Origin of the sequence: Flavobacterium anhuiense, from assembly GCF_001705175.1 — a bacterium.
Taxonomy (GTDB): Bacteria; Bacteroidota; Bacteroidia; order Flavobacteriales; family Flavobacteriaceae; genus Flavobacterium; species Flavobacterium anhuiense.
Genome location: NZ_CP016907.1, coordinates 4,560,732 through 4,579,852 on the forward strand (window position 1 = coordinate 4,560,732; position 19,121 = coordinate 4,579,852).

12 protein-coding genes are annotated in these 19,121 nt (G+C 40.3%); 10 read left to right on the plus strand and 2 right to left on the minus strand.

Translation table 11 applies throughout. From position 1 onward, the window contains the following. Nucleotides 1–358 precede the first annotated feature (358 nt). The gene (locus BB050_RS19250) at nt 359–1,432 is read left to right on the plus strand and encodes a succinylglutamate desuccinylase/aspartoacylase family protein (protein WP_123907007.1); all 1,074 of its coding nucleotides are present in this window, start codon (nt 359–361) and stop codon (nt 1,430–1,432) included. Between the two features lie 99 nt (nt 1,433–1,531). Then, complete coding sequence (gene nhaA / locus BB050_RS19255) at nt 1,532–2,713, plus strand: Na+/H+ antiporter NhaA (protein ID WP_066034736.1); 1,182 nt, start codon at nt 1,532–1,534, stop codon at nt 2,711–2,713. A 158-nt stretch (nt 2,714–2,871) separates the two neighbouring features. On the opposite strand, the gene BB050_RS19260 is transcribed toward nhaA, so the two are convergent. Further along, nucleotides 2,872–4,185, minus strand: coding sequence for a DUF389 domain-containing protein (locus tag BB050_RS19260; protein ID WP_066035228.1), 1,314 nt, complete (start codon nt 4,183–4,185; stop codon nt 2,872–2,874). 484 nt (nt 4,186–4,669) lie between these two features. Here BB050_RS19260 and BB050_RS19265 point away from each other — a divergent pair, with 484 nt between their 5' ends. The 8 genes from BB050_RS19265 (at nt 4,670) to BB050_RS19305 (ending at nt 17,312) form a co-directional block, all read left to right on the plus strand. Further along, nucleotides 4,670–6,442: a chloride channel protein gene (locus BB050_RS19265; RefSeq protein WP_066035229.1), complete on the plus strand. Its 1,773-nt coding sequence runs from the start codon at nt 4,670–4,672 to the stop codon at nt 6,440–6,442. A 202-nt stretch (nt 6,443–6,644) separates the two neighbouring features. Beyond that, nucleotides 6,645–7,034: a hypothetical protein gene (locus BB050_RS19270; protein WP_066034737.1), complete on the plus strand. Its 390-nt coding sequence runs from the start codon at nt 6,645–6,647 to the stop codon at nt 7,032–7,034. A gap of 161 nt (nt 7,035–7,195) precedes the next feature. Beyond that, the gene (locus BB050_RS19275) at nt 7,196–8,278 is read left to right on the plus strand and encodes an efflux RND transporter periplasmic adaptor subunit (RefSeq protein WP_066035230.1); all 1,083 of its coding nucleotides are present in this window, start codon (nt 7,196–7,198) and stop codon (nt 8,276–8,278) included. 21 nt (nt 8,279–8,299) lie between these two features. Beyond that, on the plus strand, nt 8,300–11,506 hold the full coding sequence (locus BB050_RS19280) for an efflux RND transporter permease subunit (protein ID WP_066034738.1): 3,207 nt from the start codon (nt 8,300–8,302) through the stop codon (nt 11,504–11,506). Next, a complete protein-coding gene (locus BB050_RS19285) occupies nt 11,496–12,932 on the plus strand; it encodes a TolC family protein (protein ID WP_066035231.1) in 1,437 nt (478 codons plus the stop codon). Before BB050_RS19280 ends, BB050_RS19285 begins: the two co-directional genes overlap by 11 nt. A 1,405-nt stretch (nt 12,933–14,337) precedes the next feature. Further along, nucleotides 14,338–15,279 (plus strand): manganese catalase family protein, encoded by a 942-nt coding sequence (locus BB050_RS19295; protein WP_066034740.1) that lies wholly within the window; start codon nt 14,338–14,340, stop codon nt 15,277–15,279. 936 nt (nt 15,280–16,215) lie between these two features. Continuing rightward, nucleotides 16,216–16,791, plus strand: a complete 576-nt coding sequence (locus BB050_RS19300; protein WP_026729722.1) for a Crp/Fnr family transcriptional regulator — start codon at nt 16,216–16,218, stop codon at nt 16,789–16,791. A 68-nt stretch (nt 16,792–16,859) separates the two neighbouring features. Continuing rightward, nucleotides 16,860–17,312, plus strand: a complete 453-nt coding sequence (locus tag BB050_RS19305) for a carboxymuconolactone decarboxylase family protein (protein ID WP_066034741.1) — start codon at nt 16,860–16,862, stop codon at nt 17,310–17,312. Nucleotides 17,313–18,002: 690 nt separating this feature from the next. Here BB050_RS19305 and BB050_RS19310 read toward each other — a convergent pair. Further along, the gene (locus BB050_RS19310; RefSeq protein WP_066034742.1) at nt 18,003–19,109 is read right to left on the minus strand and encodes a S41 family peptidase; all 1,107 of its coding nucleotides are present in this window, start codon (nt 19,107–19,109) and stop codon (nt 18,003–18,005) included. Between the last annotated feature and the right edge of the window lie 12 nt (nt 19,110–19,121).

Consider the following 19,121-nt stretch of genomic DNA (forward strand, 5'->3'; position numbering starts at 1 on the left):
CTCGCTTTTCAAGAACAGAATAGCCTGCCGGCTGGACAGCAGCAGCCTGCTGCACCTATTTCACCTTTTCTAGCAATTCCTTAAACAGCGTACCGTATATTCGGCCTTCGAGGGCCGGCTTTTTGGTTCGCTAAATTTCCTTAATCTTTTTAAGACTCGCTGCATCTGCGCCATTTTTTTAACGCATAGGCCGTTAAATCCCTTGAATTATATATCGGTTCAACTTTTTCGCCAAACATCTGTTGGATATCATTTTAAGGCGTTTCCTATTGCAGAACCAATGGTGTTTTATCTATGCAGGTCTAATTGATTTTAATCATTTATTAATGAGGATACCTGTATCCGCTCCCAAAATTCCATGAAACATTTACTCTTGCTTTTCATATCCTTGCTTATATGCCAGACGGCGGCCCCCCAAAAAAAATCGCTGAAATTCTACCTTGAACAGCATCAGGGCAAAAAAATTGACACCATATTCCGCATCGGCACTTCTGACAGCATCAAGGCCGGGCTCCCGGCAACATTGGTATGCGGAAGATTTAAGGGACCGACCTTTACCATCGTGTCAGGAGCTCGGGCCTCAGAACAATCGGCAGTACAATCACTTCTAAAACTGCGCCGCGAAATAAACCCTGAAAAACTGGCCGGGAGCCTGATCATAATTCCGATAATGAATCTAGATTCCTTTTTTTCTTCCTGCCCAAATAATGGCCTGAATACTGATTTAAATCTGGATCAGTATTTTCCAGAAACCCAAAAAAGCATCGTCAATGGGCTTGCCGCCGATTTTATAACTACCCAGATTTTTGATGCAACCGATATTTTTCTGGATATTAGATCAGCGGGCAGCAATGAAGACCTTATATCATATGCCGGTTACTATCATAACAGTGAACTTCCCCAGCAGGCCCTTTTGTGCTCGCGCCTGTGCGAAATCAGCGGTTTGGGAACCATAGTTTCCAGGCCTTATCTTCAGCCTTCCGGGCAGCCTTCCAAGCAGATTTCCAGACAGGCAGTGCGCCTTGGCATCCCAGCCCTGAGCATAACGGCGGCAAAGCGGGCCGCCGGCGCCAAATCTGAAATAGGCCCGGCCATGAATGCTGTGTATAATATGCTGGCCCTGCTCAAAATGTACCAGCATAAATTAACTCCGCAGGCAGCCCTTCCAAAAAGATTCTTTAATGACCAGCTGCTTGTCGCCTCACCTGCAGAAGGCCTGTTCTACAGCAGCGCAAAAGCCGGAAGCAGCATCATCAAAGGTGAGGAAATAGGTTATATAACCGATGTTTTCGGCAGGAACGTAAAAATAATAACCGCGCCGGCAGACGGTACAATCCTTAAAAAGAGGACCGGACTTGCCGCCAGCACATCTGCCCCTCTCTTCTGGATAGGCTGCAGCAAAAGCAGCAATGAAAAAAAACATGAAAAATAAGACTGCTGCCTGCATTTTCCTTAAGGACAAACATTTTGGATTCTTCTAATAATTAATCCCGATTTGTTTTTTCTGCCCTTACCGGCTAAATTTGCAGATATGACAAAACTGATAAACCTAAATATTTTCAAACGATTTTTCTCTTCCTCCTCAGCCGGAGGCGTTATCCTGCTGCTCTGCGTAGCTATATCGCTCACTATAGCCAACATCGGGTGGGCAGACCCGTTTAATGGTCTGCTGCAGATGAAACTTGGCAGGGATTTTGGGGCCATACATCTGGAATATCCCATGATTACCTGGATTAATGACGGTCTTATGGCTGTATTTTTCCTTTTGGTCGGCCTGGAAATCAAAAGGGAAATCATAGAAGGGGAACTTTCTTCCTTCAGACAGGCTTCCCTGCCGGTGCTTGCAGCTATCGGCGGTGTTGCAGTGCCGGCCCTGCTCTATGCCTCGCTGAATGCCTCAGATCCGCAGACGGCCGCAGGCTGGGGAATTCCCATGGCAACCGATATTGCATTTGCACTCGGCATTATTTCACTTTTGGGCAGCAGGGTCCCAAACGGGCTTAAAATTTTTCTGGCCGCACTTGCCATCGTTGACGATCTGATTGCCATACTGGTAATCGCCATATTCTATTCCAGCGAAATCCATCTTATCTACCTTGCCTATGCAGCAGGCATCATGTCGCTTCTGATCATTTTTAACAGATGCGGGGTAAAAAATATATTCTGCTATATCCTTCCCGGGGCAGCAATGTGGTATCTGGTGCATCATTCAGGCATCCACGCCACCATTGCAGGAGTACTGACGGCGCTCGCCCTTCCCACCAATGAGGATGACACCGAATCCCCGTTGGAAAAACTTGAGCACAGCCTTACCGTTCCGGTAAACTTTTTCATAATGCCACTGTTTGCCATAGCCAATACGTGCATCACTTTTGAGAGCGGAATGATCGAAGGGCTTGCCGGAAGCATCGGGATGGGTATCATACTGGGATTATTTCTCGGCAAGCCCGCCGGTATTTTTTTAATGTCCTGGATAGCAGTTAAGCTCAAAATTTCAGAACTGCCTGACCAGACATCATGGCCTCATGTACTTGGGCTCGGCATTCTGGGCGGTATCGGCTTTACTATGTCTATCTTTATTGCCCTTTTGTCCTTTAGGCAGCCTGAATTACAGGTGCAGGCAAAATTTGCCGTTCTTACAGCTTCCCTGCTGGCCGGCGCGCTGGGCTATGCTATTTTATATCTCTATGACAGAAGATCCAAAAAATCATAACAAATTTTCACTGCAGTCGCTATTTTGAGCCCGTGCAGCTTGAAATGCTTTTTTTTGCTTTATTCGAAAAAGGGTTTTATTTGCAAAAATAAGGCCCTTTTTTATGCCATCCTTATAATCGGATGCCGGAAGCCGCAGCTTGATTTATCGCCATAAGACTACTTCTCGCGGCGGTAGAGCACCACGTTTTTGACGCCCAGCCTTTCATTGAGCCAGGTCCTGAACTTCTCCTTATCGGCCTGTCTGATCGGTTTTGCCGCGTCATATGCCACAGCAGTCACCTCGGCAAGCGAATCGTTTTTTAATGCTGCCTGCTGGCGCACAATGGCCAGGGAACTTACTTCGGGAAACAATATTCGGGTTTCCCTCAGAAATGAGGCATTATCGAACTCATGGCGCGAGAGCTGCTTCTGGAGCTGCATGATCTTCACATCCTTTGCATTGAGCTCATTCTCGCTGCTTTTGATCTGGCTCAGGATATCGCCCTTCAGCGCACTGAAACGGTCGGTGCTGTCCTGCCTGATGATCAGATTGGTTCCCTTTAGAAACCGGTTTTCACTGATTTTTTTCTTTAGGGCGGCTATTTCCGGATCTGAAAACCTCTTGGAAAGAAAGGCCAGCTCCAGCACTTTTCCCTTTGGGGCGTAGGAGCTCTTCTTATAGACCATCGTGTAGCCTTTTGCGGTAAACTCCTTATCTGTGAAAAGGTCTGCATTTTTGACAAACTGCTGCTTCTCATACAGGGTACAGGCAAGGTACGCGCTGGGAATGATCATCACGGTAATGAGTATTGAAATAAATATTCTGACTTTTCTCTGCTGGCCCTTATCCACAGCCTTTTTGGCCGGGTACTTAAGGTATTTGACAATCAAAAAGGTGGATATGCCGATAAATACGCAGTTGATGCAGTACAGATAAAAGGCGCCCAGAAAAAAAGCCCACTGTCCCGTGGCAATGCCGTATCCTGCCGTACAGAGCGGCGGCATGAGCGCCGTGGCGATGGCGACCCCCGGAATGGGATTTCCCTTTTCTGTCCTTGTAACGGCAATCACCCCGACCAGGCCCCCAAAAAATGCTATCAGTATGTCATAGATATTGGGCGAAGTGCGGGCTAACAGTTCGGACTGCACTTCCTTGAAGGGGCTCAGGTAGAAATAGACCGTAGAAAACACAAGACTGACCAGAGTGGCATTAAGCAGGTTGCGCAGCGACTTCTTTAAAAGGGAAAAGTCATAGATCCCAAGGGCAAAACCGGCTCCCACTATCGGCCCCATCAGCGAGGAAATCAGCATCGCGCCGATGATCACCGCCGTAGAGTTCACATTGAGCCCCACAGAGGCAATAATGATCGCACAGGCCAGTATCCAAAGATTGGCGCCTTTGAAATCAATATTTTTCTTGACACTCTCAAGGGTCTTCCCCTTGTCGTCTTCATCCTCATGGAGGCTGAAAAATCCTGAAAATTTTTCCATAATCCGCTTCTTGATAAAATTTCTGTATTTTGAATTTAAAAAAAATATGCATATCATCCAAAACAATTGTGAAATTGCCCTGCAGGCCATCTCAACAAGACCGGATGCAGGTACAGTGTTGCGGCATGTATATTTGGACTCTAAAACGACAGCTGAATCCCATGAAATAAGCCAGAAGAAGCAGACATTATGCATTTTGCGCCCCAATAGTCTTTTTTTGGCTTAGAAAATCAGCATGGCTTTTAAATTCGTTACTCCCAAAAGGAAGAAGAGGAAAAAATAGAACCCTGTCACGGATAAGGAATTATCGGCTCCGGATACCTCATGGAAGCTAAAAGCAGTGCCATTAATAAATTGTTTGTTAAAATCTGACGCTGAAACAAAGCTGTGGCGTATCTTTGAAAAAATTGCCCCTATAATCCCGCAGCGCTTAATGCCTCATTTAAAATCAATGCACGAGCGCGCGTTCACAGTTTTCACTTTCATGTTTAAAAAAAAGCTTTTACAGATTGAGGCCCTTCTTATTGTAGGAAGAAAAAAAATGTCTCCCAAACAGTTTATATTTCTGTCCAGCGTCCTTGTCGGGATCACTTCCGCCTTGGCCGTAATACTCCTAAAATCATTTGCCCATTCGGTTTATCAGGCCGCGGCATACGTCAACAGCATACTAAAGCTGAGCTTTATCAACTCCGTGCTTCCCGTTATAGGGATCCTGCTCACCGTGATGGCCACCAGAAGGCTCCTTGGGGGGACCATTGAAAAAGGCACTTCCCAAATCCTGTATCTGGTGGCCCGCAAAGCCAGTATTGTTCCCAAAAAACAGCTTTACGCGCAGATTCTCACAAGTTCCCTGACAGTGGGGCTTGGAGGCTCGGCCGGGCTTGAAAGCCCAATTGTGGTTACAGGAGCCGCTTTCGGTTCCAATTTTGCCCAGCAGTTCCGATTAAGCTATAAAGACAGGACGCTCCTTCTGGGCTGCGGGGTCGCGGCCGGAATCGCCGCTGCCTTCAATGCGCCCATAGCCGGGGTGCTGTTTGCCGTTGAAGTGCTTCTGGTGGATGTGACCATAGCCGCCTTTACCCCGATTATGATCGCCGCCGCAACCGGCGCCCTGGTTTCAGCAATCCTGCTTAATGAAAATATACTGCTGAGCTTCCGCCAAAAGCAGACCTTTGATTACCACAACATCCCGCTTTATATCCTTTTGGGCCTGTTTACAGCTTTTCTTTCTGTCTATTATTCAAGGAATTTTCTCAAAACCGAGCATTATTTTGCGAACCTAAGGCTCGGTGCATATAAAAAAGCGCTTTTCGGCGCTCTGGTCCTCGGACTTCTCATTTTTGCATTTCCCGTCCTGTTCGGTGAAGGATACGAAAGCATCAAATCCCTGGCCGACCGCAATCCGGGCGAACTTCTGGAAAATACCCTCTTCAAGGACTTCAGTTCCAATCAATGGGTTCTCCTGGCCTTTGTGGGGGCATCAATGATGCTCAAGGCTTTCGCATCAGGCATTACCCTTGGCTGCGGAGGCAACGGAGGAAATTTTGCGCCATCGCTTTTTCTGGGCTCATATGCCGGATATTTTTTTTCCAAATTCCTTAACCTTACCGGACTAACCGACCTTCCGGTAAGCAATTTCGCCATAGTGGGCATGGCGGGAATACTCAGCGGACTCTTTCATGCCCCTCTTACAGCCATATTTCTTATTGCAGAAATCACAGGCGGATACGATCTGATCATCCCGCTGATGATTGTCGCCTCGTTAAGCTTTGCAATCTCAAAACGTTTTGAAAAGCATTCCCTGGACGTAAAAGGGCTGGTTAAGAAAGGGAATGTCTTTACCAGCAACAAGGACACCAATATCCTCTGGACCCTTAAAATGGACGCCATACTGCAGAATGATCCCAAGACGCTTGCTCCTGAGGATGACATCCACATGGTCCGCAGTGTGATAAAAGCTTCCGATCAGGGAATGTTTGCCGTGGCCTCTGGGGAAAAACTGCTCGGCGTGGTCTATTTCAGCGATATAAAGGAATTTATATTCAATGATACCGATATCAGGGCGAAACACCTGATGGCCGCCACGATGGAAATCGTTTCTTATAATGACAGTATGGAGACCGTTATGCGGAAGCTGGAAAAAAGCAGCAGGTCCTATCTTCCGGTTCTCAAGGACGATCTCTATTGCGGTTATATAGACAAGGGCGCTGCACTGGAGGCCTACCGCAATCAGCTTAAATCCATGATTTTTGAATAATTTCCCACAGCAGAAATACAGCAGAAATACAGCAGAAATACAGCAGATAAAACTCAAAACATAAAAATTCAATCTCTTGCCGCTGGCAAAAAAATCAATCTGCGAAATAAATGAATCTTAAAATCCGAAATCAGCATTTCTTTGAATATTTAGGCATCAGGCATTGTTTTTAAGGAATCCTTTCAGTAAATTTGCGGCTCTTATGAAGAATTGGTGCACTAAATTATTCATTTCTATTGTCATTCTTTTGAACGGATATGGCAGCACTTACGCACACAATAATATTGTTATCTATAAAAAGTTTTCTTTTTGCACTGTTATTAATAATATTCAAAATGAAGCCAGTTTAAATCGTGGACGTTCATTTGAATCTTTTAAAAGAAAAATGTGCCTTTTTGACAACGAAGAAAATGAAGAGAACTTTTCTTCGGTTCAAAAGCAGCTTGTAAAAAGCAATTACTTTTCAATTTTTCACATCAGCAGTCATTTTGCCGTTTCTGCGACTGCTTTTACCCAGAAAGTAAATGGCTGCAAGATCTTTAGCTTGCTTTATAACAAAGTATATCTCCTGTTTCAGGTTTTCAGAATTTGATTTTTATTATCGCTATTTTCTAAATAGCTGATTTCATTATTGTTTTATCCTCTAATCTTCTACTTGTTAGAAAATAGGCGGATATGAACTTCTATGGTCTGTTCCCAAAGGCCTCTTATTTAAAAATCAAAAATAAATTACATTTTAATGCTGAAATAATTATGAAGAGAATTTTCATGATCATGACTTTATGCGCCTTAACTTTCGCAGGCTGCAACTCTAAAAAAGAAGAAGAAAAAAAGGAAAAAACCAAATTTGTGGTTACTACTCCAATCGAAAGAGATACTACAATTACAAAAGATTATGTATCTCAGATACATTCCATCCAACATATTGAAATAAGAGCGCAAGAGCGCGGTTACCTTGAAAAAATTTATGTTGACGAAGGACAAATGGTTAAAAAAGGACAGCTGTTATTTAAAATCATGCCTGCACTTTACGAGGCTGAAATGAAAAAATCTAAAGCAGAAGTAAGTTTCAGCGCGATTGAATACCAAAATGCAAAAAAACTGGCAGATGAAAAAGTGGTTTCTCCAAACGAACTGGCAATGGCAAAAGCAAAACTGGAAAAAGCAGATGCGGAACTGGCTTTAAGCAAAGTTCATCTTCAGTTTACAGAAATCAGAGCGCCTTTTGACGGCATTATAGACAAATTTCATGTTCGTCAGGGAAGTTTAGTTGATGAAGGAGAATTGCTAACTGAATTGGCTGACAACAGTTCGATGTGGGTGTATTATAATGTTCCTGAATCTGAATACTTAGACTATCAGGAAAAGGCTGAAAAAAGCGGCAAGATGAAAGTCAGCCTTTTGATGGCCAATAACAAAAAATTCCCTTATTCCGGAGTGGTCGAAACTATCGAAGCCGATTTTGACAATGAAACAGGAAACATTCCATTCAGAGCTGTTTTCCCTAATCCAAAAAGATTATTAAGACATGGAGAAACAGGAAGCATACAGATGCCAATAGAACTAAAAAACGCCATGCTAATACCTCAGAAAGCGACTTTCGAGGTTTTAGATAAAAAATATGTTTACGTAATTGACAAAAACGGTACTGTAAAATCCAGAGAAGTGGTTATTGCTGCCGAAATGCCACATTTATTTGTTATCAAAGAAGGCTTGTCAATCAATGACAAAATACTTTTAGAGGGACTTCGTCTTGTGAAAGAAAATGACAAAATAGACTACGAAGTGGTAAAACCCCAATCGGTTATGTCCAATTTAGAGCTATATGCAGAATAACCGAACCTAAAAAAAGAAGCAATGTTTAATAAATTTATACATAGACCCGTGTTTGCAATTATAATTTCGATTATAATTGTCTTTCTAGGTACGCTGTCCATCAAACAGCTTCCTATATCGCAATTTCCACAAATTGCGCCCACCACAGTAAATATCTTTATTGCCTATCCCGGAGCAAGTGCCGATGTATTGGTGAAATCGACCTTAATTACCCTGGAGAATTCTCTTAACGGTACAGAAGGTGTCCGCTATATGGCAACAGACGCTACAAGCGCCGGAGAAGCAACGCTCAGAATAATATTTGAACCGGGAACCGATCCTAATGAAGCCGTAATCAGGGTTAAAACAAGAGTCGATCAGGTAATGCCATTACTGCCTGAACTGGTTCAGCGTGAAGGGGTTGTTATTACTCCTATTCAGCCGAGCATGTTGATGTACGTGAATCTTTATTCCAAAAGCAAAAGCATGGATGAGAAGTTTCTCTACAACTATGCCGACGTAAAAATGATTCCCGAAATCAGCCGCGTAAAAGGGGTTGCCAGAACCCAGATCTTAGGCAGCCGTAAATATGCTATGCGTGTTTGGCTGAATCCGGACAGAATGAGAGCTTATAAAATTTCTGTCGAAGAAGTTATGGAAGCGCTTCAGGAACAAAGTATTATTGGCCGTCCTGGGCGATTAGGGCAAAGTTCCGGTATTGCCGCGCAATCCTTAGAATATGTACTGACTTATAAAGGAAGATATGACGAACCAAAACAATATGAAAATGTCATTGTACGTGCCAATTCAGAAGGAGAAAGCATTCGCCTGAAAGATATAGCTAAAGTAGAACTGGGAAGCGAATTCTTTGATATTTACTCGAATCTGGACGGACATCCTTCTGCTGCTATTGTATTGAAACAAAATTACGGAAGCAATGCCAGTGATGTAATTAATGCCGTTAAAGCGAAACTGGAAGAAATGAAAGGCAGTTTTCCTCCTGGAATGGATTACAAAATCAGTTATGACGTTTCGCAGTTCTTAGATGCTTCTATAGATCAGGTGGTGCATACTTTGAGAGATGCGTTCATCTTAGTTGCCTTAGTGGTATTTATATTTTTAGGAGACTGGCGTTCGACTTTAATTCCAATTATTGCCGTTCCGGTCTCTTTGATTGGAGCATTCTTTGTGATTCAGTTGTTTGGAATGTCTATCAATTTAGTAACTCTATTTTCACTGGTATTAGCAATCGGAATTGTAGTAGACAACGCTATTGTCGTCGTCGAGGCTGTTCATGCCAAGTTTGAAGAATTTCCACACATTACACCTTATGCTGCAGTGAAATTAGTTTTGGGCGAAATTGGAGGTGCCATTATTGCTATTACTGCCGTTATGGTATCTGTATTTATTCCGGTTTCGTTTATGTCGGGACCAGTTGGAACTTTCTATAGACAATTCTCGGTTACGATGTCAAGTTCGATTATCATTTCGGCAATCGTAGCTTTAACCCTTACTCCTGTTCTCTGCGCTATTCTTCTGAAAAATAATCATGGAAAAGAGAAAAAAGGAAATATATTGACGAAATCTCTAGACGCTTTTAATGCCTGGTTTGAAAGACTTACCGGAAGATATGTTACCGTTTTAAAATCTATAGTAAGCAGAAGAGTATTGACTTTCGGAATCCTTATTGCTTTCTGCGCATTCATTTTTGTAGAAAATCAGGTACTTCCTTCAGGATTTATTCCTAGTGAAGATCAGGGAACTATTTACGGAATCATTCAAACTCCGCCCGGAGCTACTTTAGAAAGAACCAATCAGGTAGCACAAAAATTACAGAAAATTTGTGAAAGTGTTGAAGGAGTAGAATCAGTTTCTTCTTTAGCCGGTTATGAAATCATGACAGAAGGACGTGGATCGAATGCCGGTACTTGTTTGATTAACTTAAAATCATGGTCTGACAGAAAACATTCTGTAACAGAAATCATGGAAGAACTGGAAAAAAAATCTAAAGATCTGGGAGCTGTTGTAGAGTTTTTTGAACCACCTGCAATTCCGGGATTCGGATCTTCAGGAGGTTTTTCTATGCGTTTATTAGACAAAACTACTAGTACCAATTATCAGGAATTTGATAAAATCAACAAACAGTTTATGGCTGAATTAGGTAAACGTAAAGAACTTTCAGGCCTATTTACGTTCTTCGCTGCCAATTATCCACAATATGAACTGGAAATCAATAATGACTTGGCGATGCAAAAAGGCGTTTCTATTGGAAAAGCAATGGAAAACCTTAATATTTTAATCGGAAGTACTTACGAACAAGGATTCATCAAATTCGGGCGTTTCTTTAAATTGTATGTACAGTCTGACCCTAAATTCAGAAGACTTCCATCCGATATCCTTAATCTTTATGTGAAAAATGATCATGGAGAAATGGTGCCTTATTCTGCGTTTATGACACTGAGAAAAACACAGGGGCCAAACGAGGTTACACGATACAACATGTATAATTCTGCTGCCATTCAGGGACAGCCTGCTAAAGGATATACAACCGCAGATGCAATTAAAGCTGTACAGGAAACTGCCCTTAAAACGCTGCCAAAAGGTTACGATATTGCCTGGGAAGGACTTTCTTATGACGAAGCTGCAAGAGGAAACGAATCGCTTTACATCTTTTTAGTGGTACTGGCTTTCGTATATTTTGTTCTTGCCGCACAGTACGAGAGTTTTATTATTCCGTTGTCTGTAATTTTATCTATTCCGGTCGGAATTTTAGGTTCTTTTGTGATTCTGCAAATGATGGGCTTACAAAACGATATTTACGCACAAATCGGATTGATCATGCTCGTCGGTCTTCTCGGTAAAAACGCCGTACTGATAGTCGAATTTGCCGTGCTCAAGCATCAGCAGGGAGCAACTATACTTGAAGCCGCTATAGAAGGAGCAAAAGTACGTTTCAGACCTATTCTGATGACTTCATTTGCTTTTATTGCCGGATTAATTCCTTTGATTTTTGCTTCGGGCGCCGGTGCTATCGGAAACAGAACTATCGGTGGATCTGCTCTTGGCGGAATGCTTTTCGGAACCATTTTCGGTGTCATTATCGTTCCGGGACTTTACTACATCTTTGGCTCAATGGCCCAAGGCAGAAAACTAATTAAAGGTGAAGAAGAAAGTTCATTGTCTGATGAATTTATGCATCATGTAGATGATTTTTCTAAAAACAATCAAACAGATGAAAATGAAGAATAACAAAAATATAAAATACGCAGGTATAGCCTGCGTATTGCTCTCTATTGCTGGCTGTAAAACTCCTTCCATTGTAGAGAAAAATGAAAATAAAGCCGTTCCTGAAACCTATTCCAATAATGTTTTAGACACACTCAATACAGGAAAAGTAAAATGGAGAAGTTATTTTACAGATGAAAATTTAGAAAACCTGATTGATATCGCACTAAAAAATAATCAGGAATTGAATATTACGCTGCAGGAAATCGAAATTGCAAAAAGCGAAGTAAAAGCAAGAAAAGGTGAATATCTTCCTTTTGTAGGTTTTACTGCCGGTGCCGATTTAACCAAATCCGGTAGATACACAAGTACTGGTTCTGGTGAAGCTACAACAGAAATTATGCCTGGCAAAGAAACTCCGGATCCGCTTCCCAATTATCGTTTTGCACTGACATCGAGCTGGGAAATAGACATTTGGAATAAATTGCATAATGCCAAAAAAGCAGCTTTAAACCGTTATTTAGATTCTATTGAAGGAAAGAATTTTGTCGTTACTAATTTGATTGCTGAAATAGCAGATTCCTATTATGAACTTTTAGCATTAGATAATCAATTGGAAATCATCAAACAAAACATTGATATTCAGACCAATGCTTTAAAAATTGTAAAAATCCAAAAAGAAGCGGCAAGAGTGAACGAACTGGCAGTACGAAGATTTGAAGCACAAATACTTAGTACACAAAGTCTGCAATTTGATATTCAGCAACAGATTACTGAAACGGAGAATAAAATCAATTTCCTATTAGGACGTTTTCCTCAGAAAATTACAAGAAACAGCAATACTTTCAGTACTTTAACTCCCGCAGACGTTCATGTCGGAATACCGTCTCAGCTTCTGGAAAATCGTCCAGATATCAAAAAAGCAGAAATGGAATTAATAGCAGCAAAACTGGATATAAAATCGGCCAAAGCAAGATTTTATCCTTCACTTGGTATTTCTGCCGGAATTGGGTACGAGGCTTTCAATACTAAATATCTGCTAACCTCTCCAGAATCTTTATTGTATTCTATAGCAGGAGATTTGGTAGCTCCTTTAATTAACAGAAATGCCATAAAAGCAAGTTATCTTACTGCAAGCGCCAAACAGATTCAGGCTGTTTACAATTATGAAAGAACATTAGTAAACGCTTATGTTGAAGTTGCGAATCAATTGTCTAAAATAGAGAACACAAAACAAAGTTACGATCTAAAGTCCAAACAGGTTGATGCATTAAACGAATCTGTTCAGATATCCAACAACTTGTTTAGTTCTGCCAGAGCAGATTATATGGAAGTTTTATTGACCCAGAAAGATGCCTTAGAATCTAAATTTGAACTTATTGAAACCAAAAAACAGCAGATGAACGCCTTTGTTAATGTTTACAGAGCACTCGGGGGCGGCTGGAATTAGCAGTTTTCATTTTTATTCTTTGAAAAGGAGATTGGCTGAAGAGCTGATCTCCTTTTTTAATCAGCGCCTTATCTTTTGAGTAAATAGCTATTATGCCTATAATGCAATGGGAAGGCCTGCAGCATGAATTTACCATAGGGCATCCATGGCTGTTGATAATATAATACCCTGCTCTTCGTGGAAAGGGATTAGTTTTGTGCCACAAAACCTAAAATCGCATAAAGTAATTCATAGAGCCAAAGAAAGACAATTCTGCCTTAACTTAAACATTCTTTTAAAATCCTCATTAAATTTTGTACATTTATGTATCAGTTTAATGCGATGAATCTATTGAGTTTTTACAATTTTTGCATCAATCCCCAACAGGGCATCCAAGCCAAATTTACAAAGCCAATGGAAGACAGACACTACATATAGAGAGCCAATCTCTTCAAATCATCCAAAAATGATGTTGTAATTTGTCCTGTCCCCGTCACCACAGCCAAATGGCGCCAATTGAAGACAATTGGCGCCATTTTTTATTTATGCTAGTAAACACGGCTGAATTTTAATCATTTTTGATTTTATTTTCTTTCTTTAAAATAATAGCAAAATTGCTTCAGTGTATATATTTATATAAAAAACAGCACAGATAGTTAATTTATAATTCGATAAGTTAACAGGATTCCAACACCAAGAATGAAGCGAAAATATGAGTTAATAATATCTTATTTTTTTAGATGTATTCAATTTCAGAAAATGAAATCTCATTCTATAATGGCTCAATATTTCAAAATTATTTGAATTTCTCGCTCTCATTTTTTTCAATTGTAATTCTTGCTAGACTGAAGCGAAAAAAATGGTCTACTCCCCACCCGCGAAAACCAGAAATAAAGAAGCCTGAGAAAAAGAAGACAATCCTAACTAACTAACTAACTAACTAACTAACTAACTAACTAACTAACTAACTAACTAACTAACTAACTAACTAACTAACTAACTAACTAACTAACTAACTAACTAACTAACTAACTAACTAACTAACTAACTAACTAACTAACTAACTCATTTCCGATAATTAAATATTTTCCTAATAGTACTAAGTCGAAGATGTAAAAATGTAATAAAAGGCGATAATTGTATAAAAAGCACTTGCATCATTTGGCGTCATTTGCTGAAAACTAAAATGGATTGAAGTCAGACCAATAGTTTCGGCTTCTCTCAGAGATGTATCTTTCGCCCGCTTCAAATCAGCGTCAGGATACCAGTTGACCAGCACTACTTCGCCATGAATAGCAAAGGCGTCATGTAGAGGTAAGACCCCAGCGCAAGGCACTGTGCATAATATCCAATCTCTTATGGATTATCCGTAAAGCGCCGGCTGGATTTTAATTCCATAAAATTATCAATTTCTAAAATCAAAATTATGTTCCATCATTCTAAAGACTTACAATTCAATGCGAGGGTATCGAAACCCGACCCGGCATTCGCCAACATTCTGCTTGAGCAGTTTGGCGGCGAGAATGGCGAATTGGCCGCCGCAATGCAGTATTTTACGCAGGCTTTTAATGCCAAGCAGCCGCATCCTGACAAATATGACATGCTGATGGATATCGCCACAGAAGAATTTTCACATCTTGAAATCGTGGGGGCAACTATCCAAATGCTCCTGAAGGGCGTAAACGGAGAGCTGAAGGATGCCGCCGACTCCTCAGAAATCATGCAGGTGCTTGACGGGAAGGCCGCAAAGGAAACCATCATCCATGCTGCGCTTACTGCAAATCCGCAATTTCCGATCATTGCCGGAGGCGGTCCAGCACTTAAAAACAGCCAAGGCATTCCGTGGTGCGCCTCTTACATCCACTCCAACGGCGATCTTACGGTGGATTTGAGGAGCAATCTCGCATCTGAATCGCGCGCAAAGCTCGTATACGAGCATCTGATGAAATTCACCACCGACCCTTATGTCAAAGAGACGCTGTCTTTCTTGATGACCCGTGAGGTGGCGCATTACAAAATGTTTGAAGCCGCACTCGATTCGATCCAGCCTAATTTCCCTCCTGGAGTGCTTCAGGCTGATCCACGCTTTACCCAACAGTATTTTAATTTTTCACCTGAAAAAAGCGTTCAGGCCCCTTGGAACACAGGCGAGATGCCCGATATGTCCAAAGAATGGCAGTATATCCCAGATCCGCAGACGTATGTCAAAGAGACCCAAGGTCTGACCGACAATGAGGACACCTACAATGCTGAACTGGAGCAGATGGATAAAGTGAACCAGCAGATGAGCCAGATGCGCAGCGAAGAAATGAAAATGGCAGAACCGGAAGGCACCGCCTTCTGGAGTGATTATGACACTGGCCTGTAGTGCCATTAGAATAAGCTAATTTCTTTAAATTCTGAATGAAATTTGTGTGAATTTATATCATAGAGGTCACACTGCCAGATGGCGCCAATTGAAGATAATTGGCGCCATTTTTTTCTACTCTCACTAAAATTGAGGACTTTAAACCATTCTTGCTTTCTTTAAAATAATGCTTTAGTAAGTAACCTAATATGATGATTCGAGATAATTTGTGCAAGTGCTACTTGCACAAATCAATTTTATCACTATGCGGGCGGACTAATTGAGAACAAGAGATGATAATTCACGAATAATAGTTTGTAGCAGTGTCAGAAAGTATACAAGGACACTTTCTCTGACTGCAATAATTGGTAAATCATAAAATATTGCAGAATTGTATATTAGTGTACTGCCATAAGACAATTGAGTTTTTATAATTTTTGTATCAATCCCCAACAGGACATCTAAACCAAATTTACAAAGCCAATGGAAGACAGACCCTAAATATAGTAAGCCAATCTCTTCAAATCATCCAAAAATGATGTTGTAATTTGTCCTGTCGAGGTCACAAAGCCAAATGGCGCCAATTGAAGACAATTGGCGCCATTTTTTCATTTACACTAATAAATACGGTGGCTTTGAGTCATTTTTGCTTTTATTTTCTTTCTCTAAAATAATAGAAAAATTGCTTCAGCGTGTATATTTAGATGAAAAATAATACAAATAGTTAATTTATCATTCGATAACTTAACAGGATTCGAACCCCCAGAATATTATAGAAATTGACTCTATATAATCTCCAAATTGCTTTCAATTACTATTTAATGACAAATAATGAAATCTGATTTCAAAACGTATTTAAGTATATTATTGCTATATTTGCTTAAGAGCCTGCCAGCGATGCCATTCCGATTAAAAAAGCTGGCCGAACAGTCAAAACCAATATGTCATTTACTCCAGATGTCCAATATACTCAAAAACCATATAGCCAAATTTGCACAGGTATCAGACAATGACTTTGAGCAAATCAAAAAATTCTTCGACATAAAACAAACGTGTAAAAAAGAGAACCTGCTAAAGGAGGGACAGATCTGCCGTCATCATTATTTTGTTTTGGACGGCCTGCTTAGAAAGTTTTATATTAACGAGAAAGGTACCGAACAAACCACGGAATTTGCCATAGAAACATGGTGGCTTACCGATAACTTTGCCTACGAGAACCAGCTCGCGACAGAATTTTATATTCAGGCAGTAGAGAAATCAACATTGCTTTACATCACTTTGGAGAAGCAGCAGAAGCTGCTGGAAGAGTTTCCGGTAATGGAGCGCTATTTCCGTTTTGTCTACCAGAGGGCTTATGCAGCCGCACAGAAACGCATCAAATTTCTTTTCTCGTTCTCTAAGGAAGAGTTTTATTTCCAGGCAGTCAGAAACCACCCCGAATTCATCCAGCGTGTTCCCCAATACCTCATCGCTTCCTATCTAGGATTCACGCCCGAATACTTGAGCGAAATACGCAAAAGGCTTCTTTCTTAAACCAGTTTAAGTTTTTTCCTTTCCCTATTATTGAATTTTGCATTGAACAATTTTAAAAGAATAATACAATGCAAAAACGACTTAACATTAAGCAGGCCGCTCCGGATGCACTAAAAGCGATGATAGGACTTGAAAGCTACCTTTCAAAAATTTCCATATCCAAGACAGCCAAAGAACTCATAAAGATACGTGCCTCGCAGATCAACGGCTGTGCCTACTGCATCAACATCCACACTCAGGACGCCGTTAAAAACGGCGAGTCAAACCAGCGCATTTTTCTCTTGAGTGCTTGGAGAGAAGCTGGGGACATTTTTACAGAAGAGGAAAAAGTGGTGCTCGCGGTAACTGAAGAGATAACATTAATTCATGAGAACGGATTAACGGATGAAACCTATACAAAGGCCTTACAGTATTTCAGTGAAAGCCAGATAGCAGATATAATAACGGCCGTCATAACAATCAATCTTTGGAACAGGGTTGTTCTCAGTACCCATCTCCGAATAGGAGAAAGTCTTGCATAACTTGCAAAAAACTAGTTTAATTACGATGCATCCAAAAGTTTAGAATTATAATTAAATTTGAAGACAATAAGCCCGATTTGTTTCGGGCTTATTGCTTTTACGAAAAACTCATTTAAAAGCACCAATTAGGATAGAAATGCTCCAGTGGAACAACAATCAAATAATTCATACAGCCAAAGAAAGACAATCCTGCCTTAACTTAAACAATCTTTTAAAATCCTGCATAAATTTTGTAAATTTATATATCAGTTTAATGCGATGGATCAATTGAGTTTTTACAATTTTTGCATCAATCCTACTCAGGACATCCGAACCAATTTTTTAACGCCAATGAAAGACAGACATTACATATAGAAAGCCAATCTCTTCAAATCATCCAAAAATGATGTTGAAATTTGTCCTGTCCCCGTCACTTAAGGAGACAACTAGTAAATAGTTGTCTCTTTTTTTATGCCCAAACATATAGATTTTTCAAGCCTTCACAGTATAATATTTGTGGTTCAATTTTTTCACAAGAAATTCTTAGTCTGTTTGAAATAAACAGTCTTAAAGTGGCGCTATCAGAGAATTAATCGAAGCTGAACGATGGTTCGAAATCTTGTTAAGAATATAGTTTTCTCTCTCTTTTGGTTTATCGTAATTTTTTTTATATTAAATATTATTGTTCAATTGCGGTTAAAAATTGATTTATCACGGTTTTAATAGTTCTTTGATAGCCACATCTAATACAGGGTCATTCATGTTTAGCAAATCATTTTGGGTATTTAGAACATGAATGTCAACAGGTGCGCCGATTCCTTCATAACAAATCATTTTGTTGTCGTAGTAACGCTCATTAGAGAGTGAAATAAGCCAACCATTTGGAAGTGTAAAGCCATACATATTTGAGTAAATGCCACGTGTGTTTGATCCAACAATTTTTACATTGGGCAATTCTCTCATTATCGAAGCAAATAAATCTCCAGCGCTTACTGTTTTATCATTCGTTAAGACTACTACAGGTTTTGTAAATTGAAAAACACCTTTAGGCTCAGTGTACCATGTTTCAAGTTGACCAAAATCTTCATATCCTCCCTTTCTTATTCTTGTTTTTTTATGCATCCCAATTACTTTACTAGTTGTAAATCTGCCAGCAACTTCATAAGCAAATTCATCATTACCACCAATATTATCTCTCGTATCTACAATAATTGATTTTACATCTTTAAAACTTGCAAACAGTGTATCTAATAGTTTACCTGCAACTACTGCATCAGGCACATTATCGGAATCTTGATCAACGAAGCATCTGTTGAAACGCAAATATCCAATACCATTTGAAGTCGAATAAGCAAACAGATGTACATTATTAAATTCAGGACCTGCATATTGCAGCGCTGTAAAATGTTTTTGCGATAAGGAAGAATTTACCATTTGCCAAAACTTATTACGTATACTATCCGTTGGGAACTCTTTTACGAACTGGGAAGGTTTTACGGATTTGAATTGCTTTATTCCCGGAACGATAACATTGATATGATTATCATTAAAAGGAGCCAGCATCTGAGAAAAAACCGTATATAAAGAATCATCAGAAGTATTGGCGTTTATCAGTGGTCTATATTTTTTATAGGTGGCATGCCAGTCAATATTCCTTAACTTAAAGAAGGCATAGTTGTCTTCGAAAGTATGCCATAACACTTCAAAATTTAATTCCGGTTTTGAAATAGCAGTGTCTTTAGGATAAGAAACTGGATTTTGAGCGTTAGTTATATTTACGGTGAAAATTAACAAAATCAAATAGCTAAAAATTTTCATGTTTTTTCAATG

What these genes read in the sequence shown, in the direction of transcription:
- BB050_RS19250 (WP_123907007.1), top strand. Translation starts at nt 359, where the DNA reads ATGAAACATTTACTCTTGCTTTTCATATCCTTGCTTATATGCCAGACG.
- nhaA (WP_066034736.1), top strand. Translation starts at nt 1,532, where the DNA reads ATGACAAAACTGATAAACCTAAATATTTTCAAACGATTTTTCTCTTCC.
- BB050_RS19260 (WP_066035228.1), bottom strand. Translation starts at nt 4,185, where the DNA reads ATGGAAAAATTTTCAGGATTTTTCAGCCTCCATGAGGATGAAGACGAC.
- BB050_RS19265 (WP_066035229.1), top strand. Translation starts at nt 4,670, where the DNA reads ATGTTTAAAAAAAAGCTTTTACAGATTGAGGCCCTTCTTATTGTAGGA.
- BB050_RS19270 (WP_066034737.1), top strand. Translation starts at nt 6,645, where the DNA reads ATGAAGAATTGGTGCACTAAATTATTCATTTCTATTGTCATTCTTTTG.
- BB050_RS19275 (WP_066035230.1), top strand. Translation starts at nt 7,196, where the DNA reads ATGAAGAGAATTTTCATGATCATGACTTTATGCGCCTTAACTTTCGCA.
- BB050_RS19280 (WP_066034738.1), top strand. Translation starts at nt 8,300, where the DNA reads ATGTTTAATAAATTTATACATAGACCCGTGTTTGCAATTATAATTTCG.
- BB050_RS19285 (WP_066035231.1), top strand. Translation starts at nt 11,496, where the DNA reads ATGAAGAATAACAAAAATATAAAATACGCAGGTATAGCCTGCGTATTG.
- BB050_RS19295 (WP_066034740.1), top strand. Translation starts at nt 14,338, where the DNA reads ATGTTCCATCATTCTAAAGACTTACAATTCAATGCGAGGGTATCGAAA.
- BB050_RS19300 (WP_026729722.1), top strand. Translation starts at nt 16,216, where the DNA reads ATGTCCAATATACTCAAAAACCATATAGCCAAATTTGCACAGGTATCA.
- BB050_RS19305 (WP_066034741.1), top strand. Translation starts at nt 16,860, where the DNA reads ATGCAAAAACGACTTAACATTAAGCAGGCCGCTCCGGATGCACTAAAA.
- BB050_RS19310 (WP_066034742.1), bottom strand. Translation starts at nt 19,109, where the DNA reads ATGAAAATTTTTAGCTATTTGATTTTGTTAATTTTCACCGTAAATATA.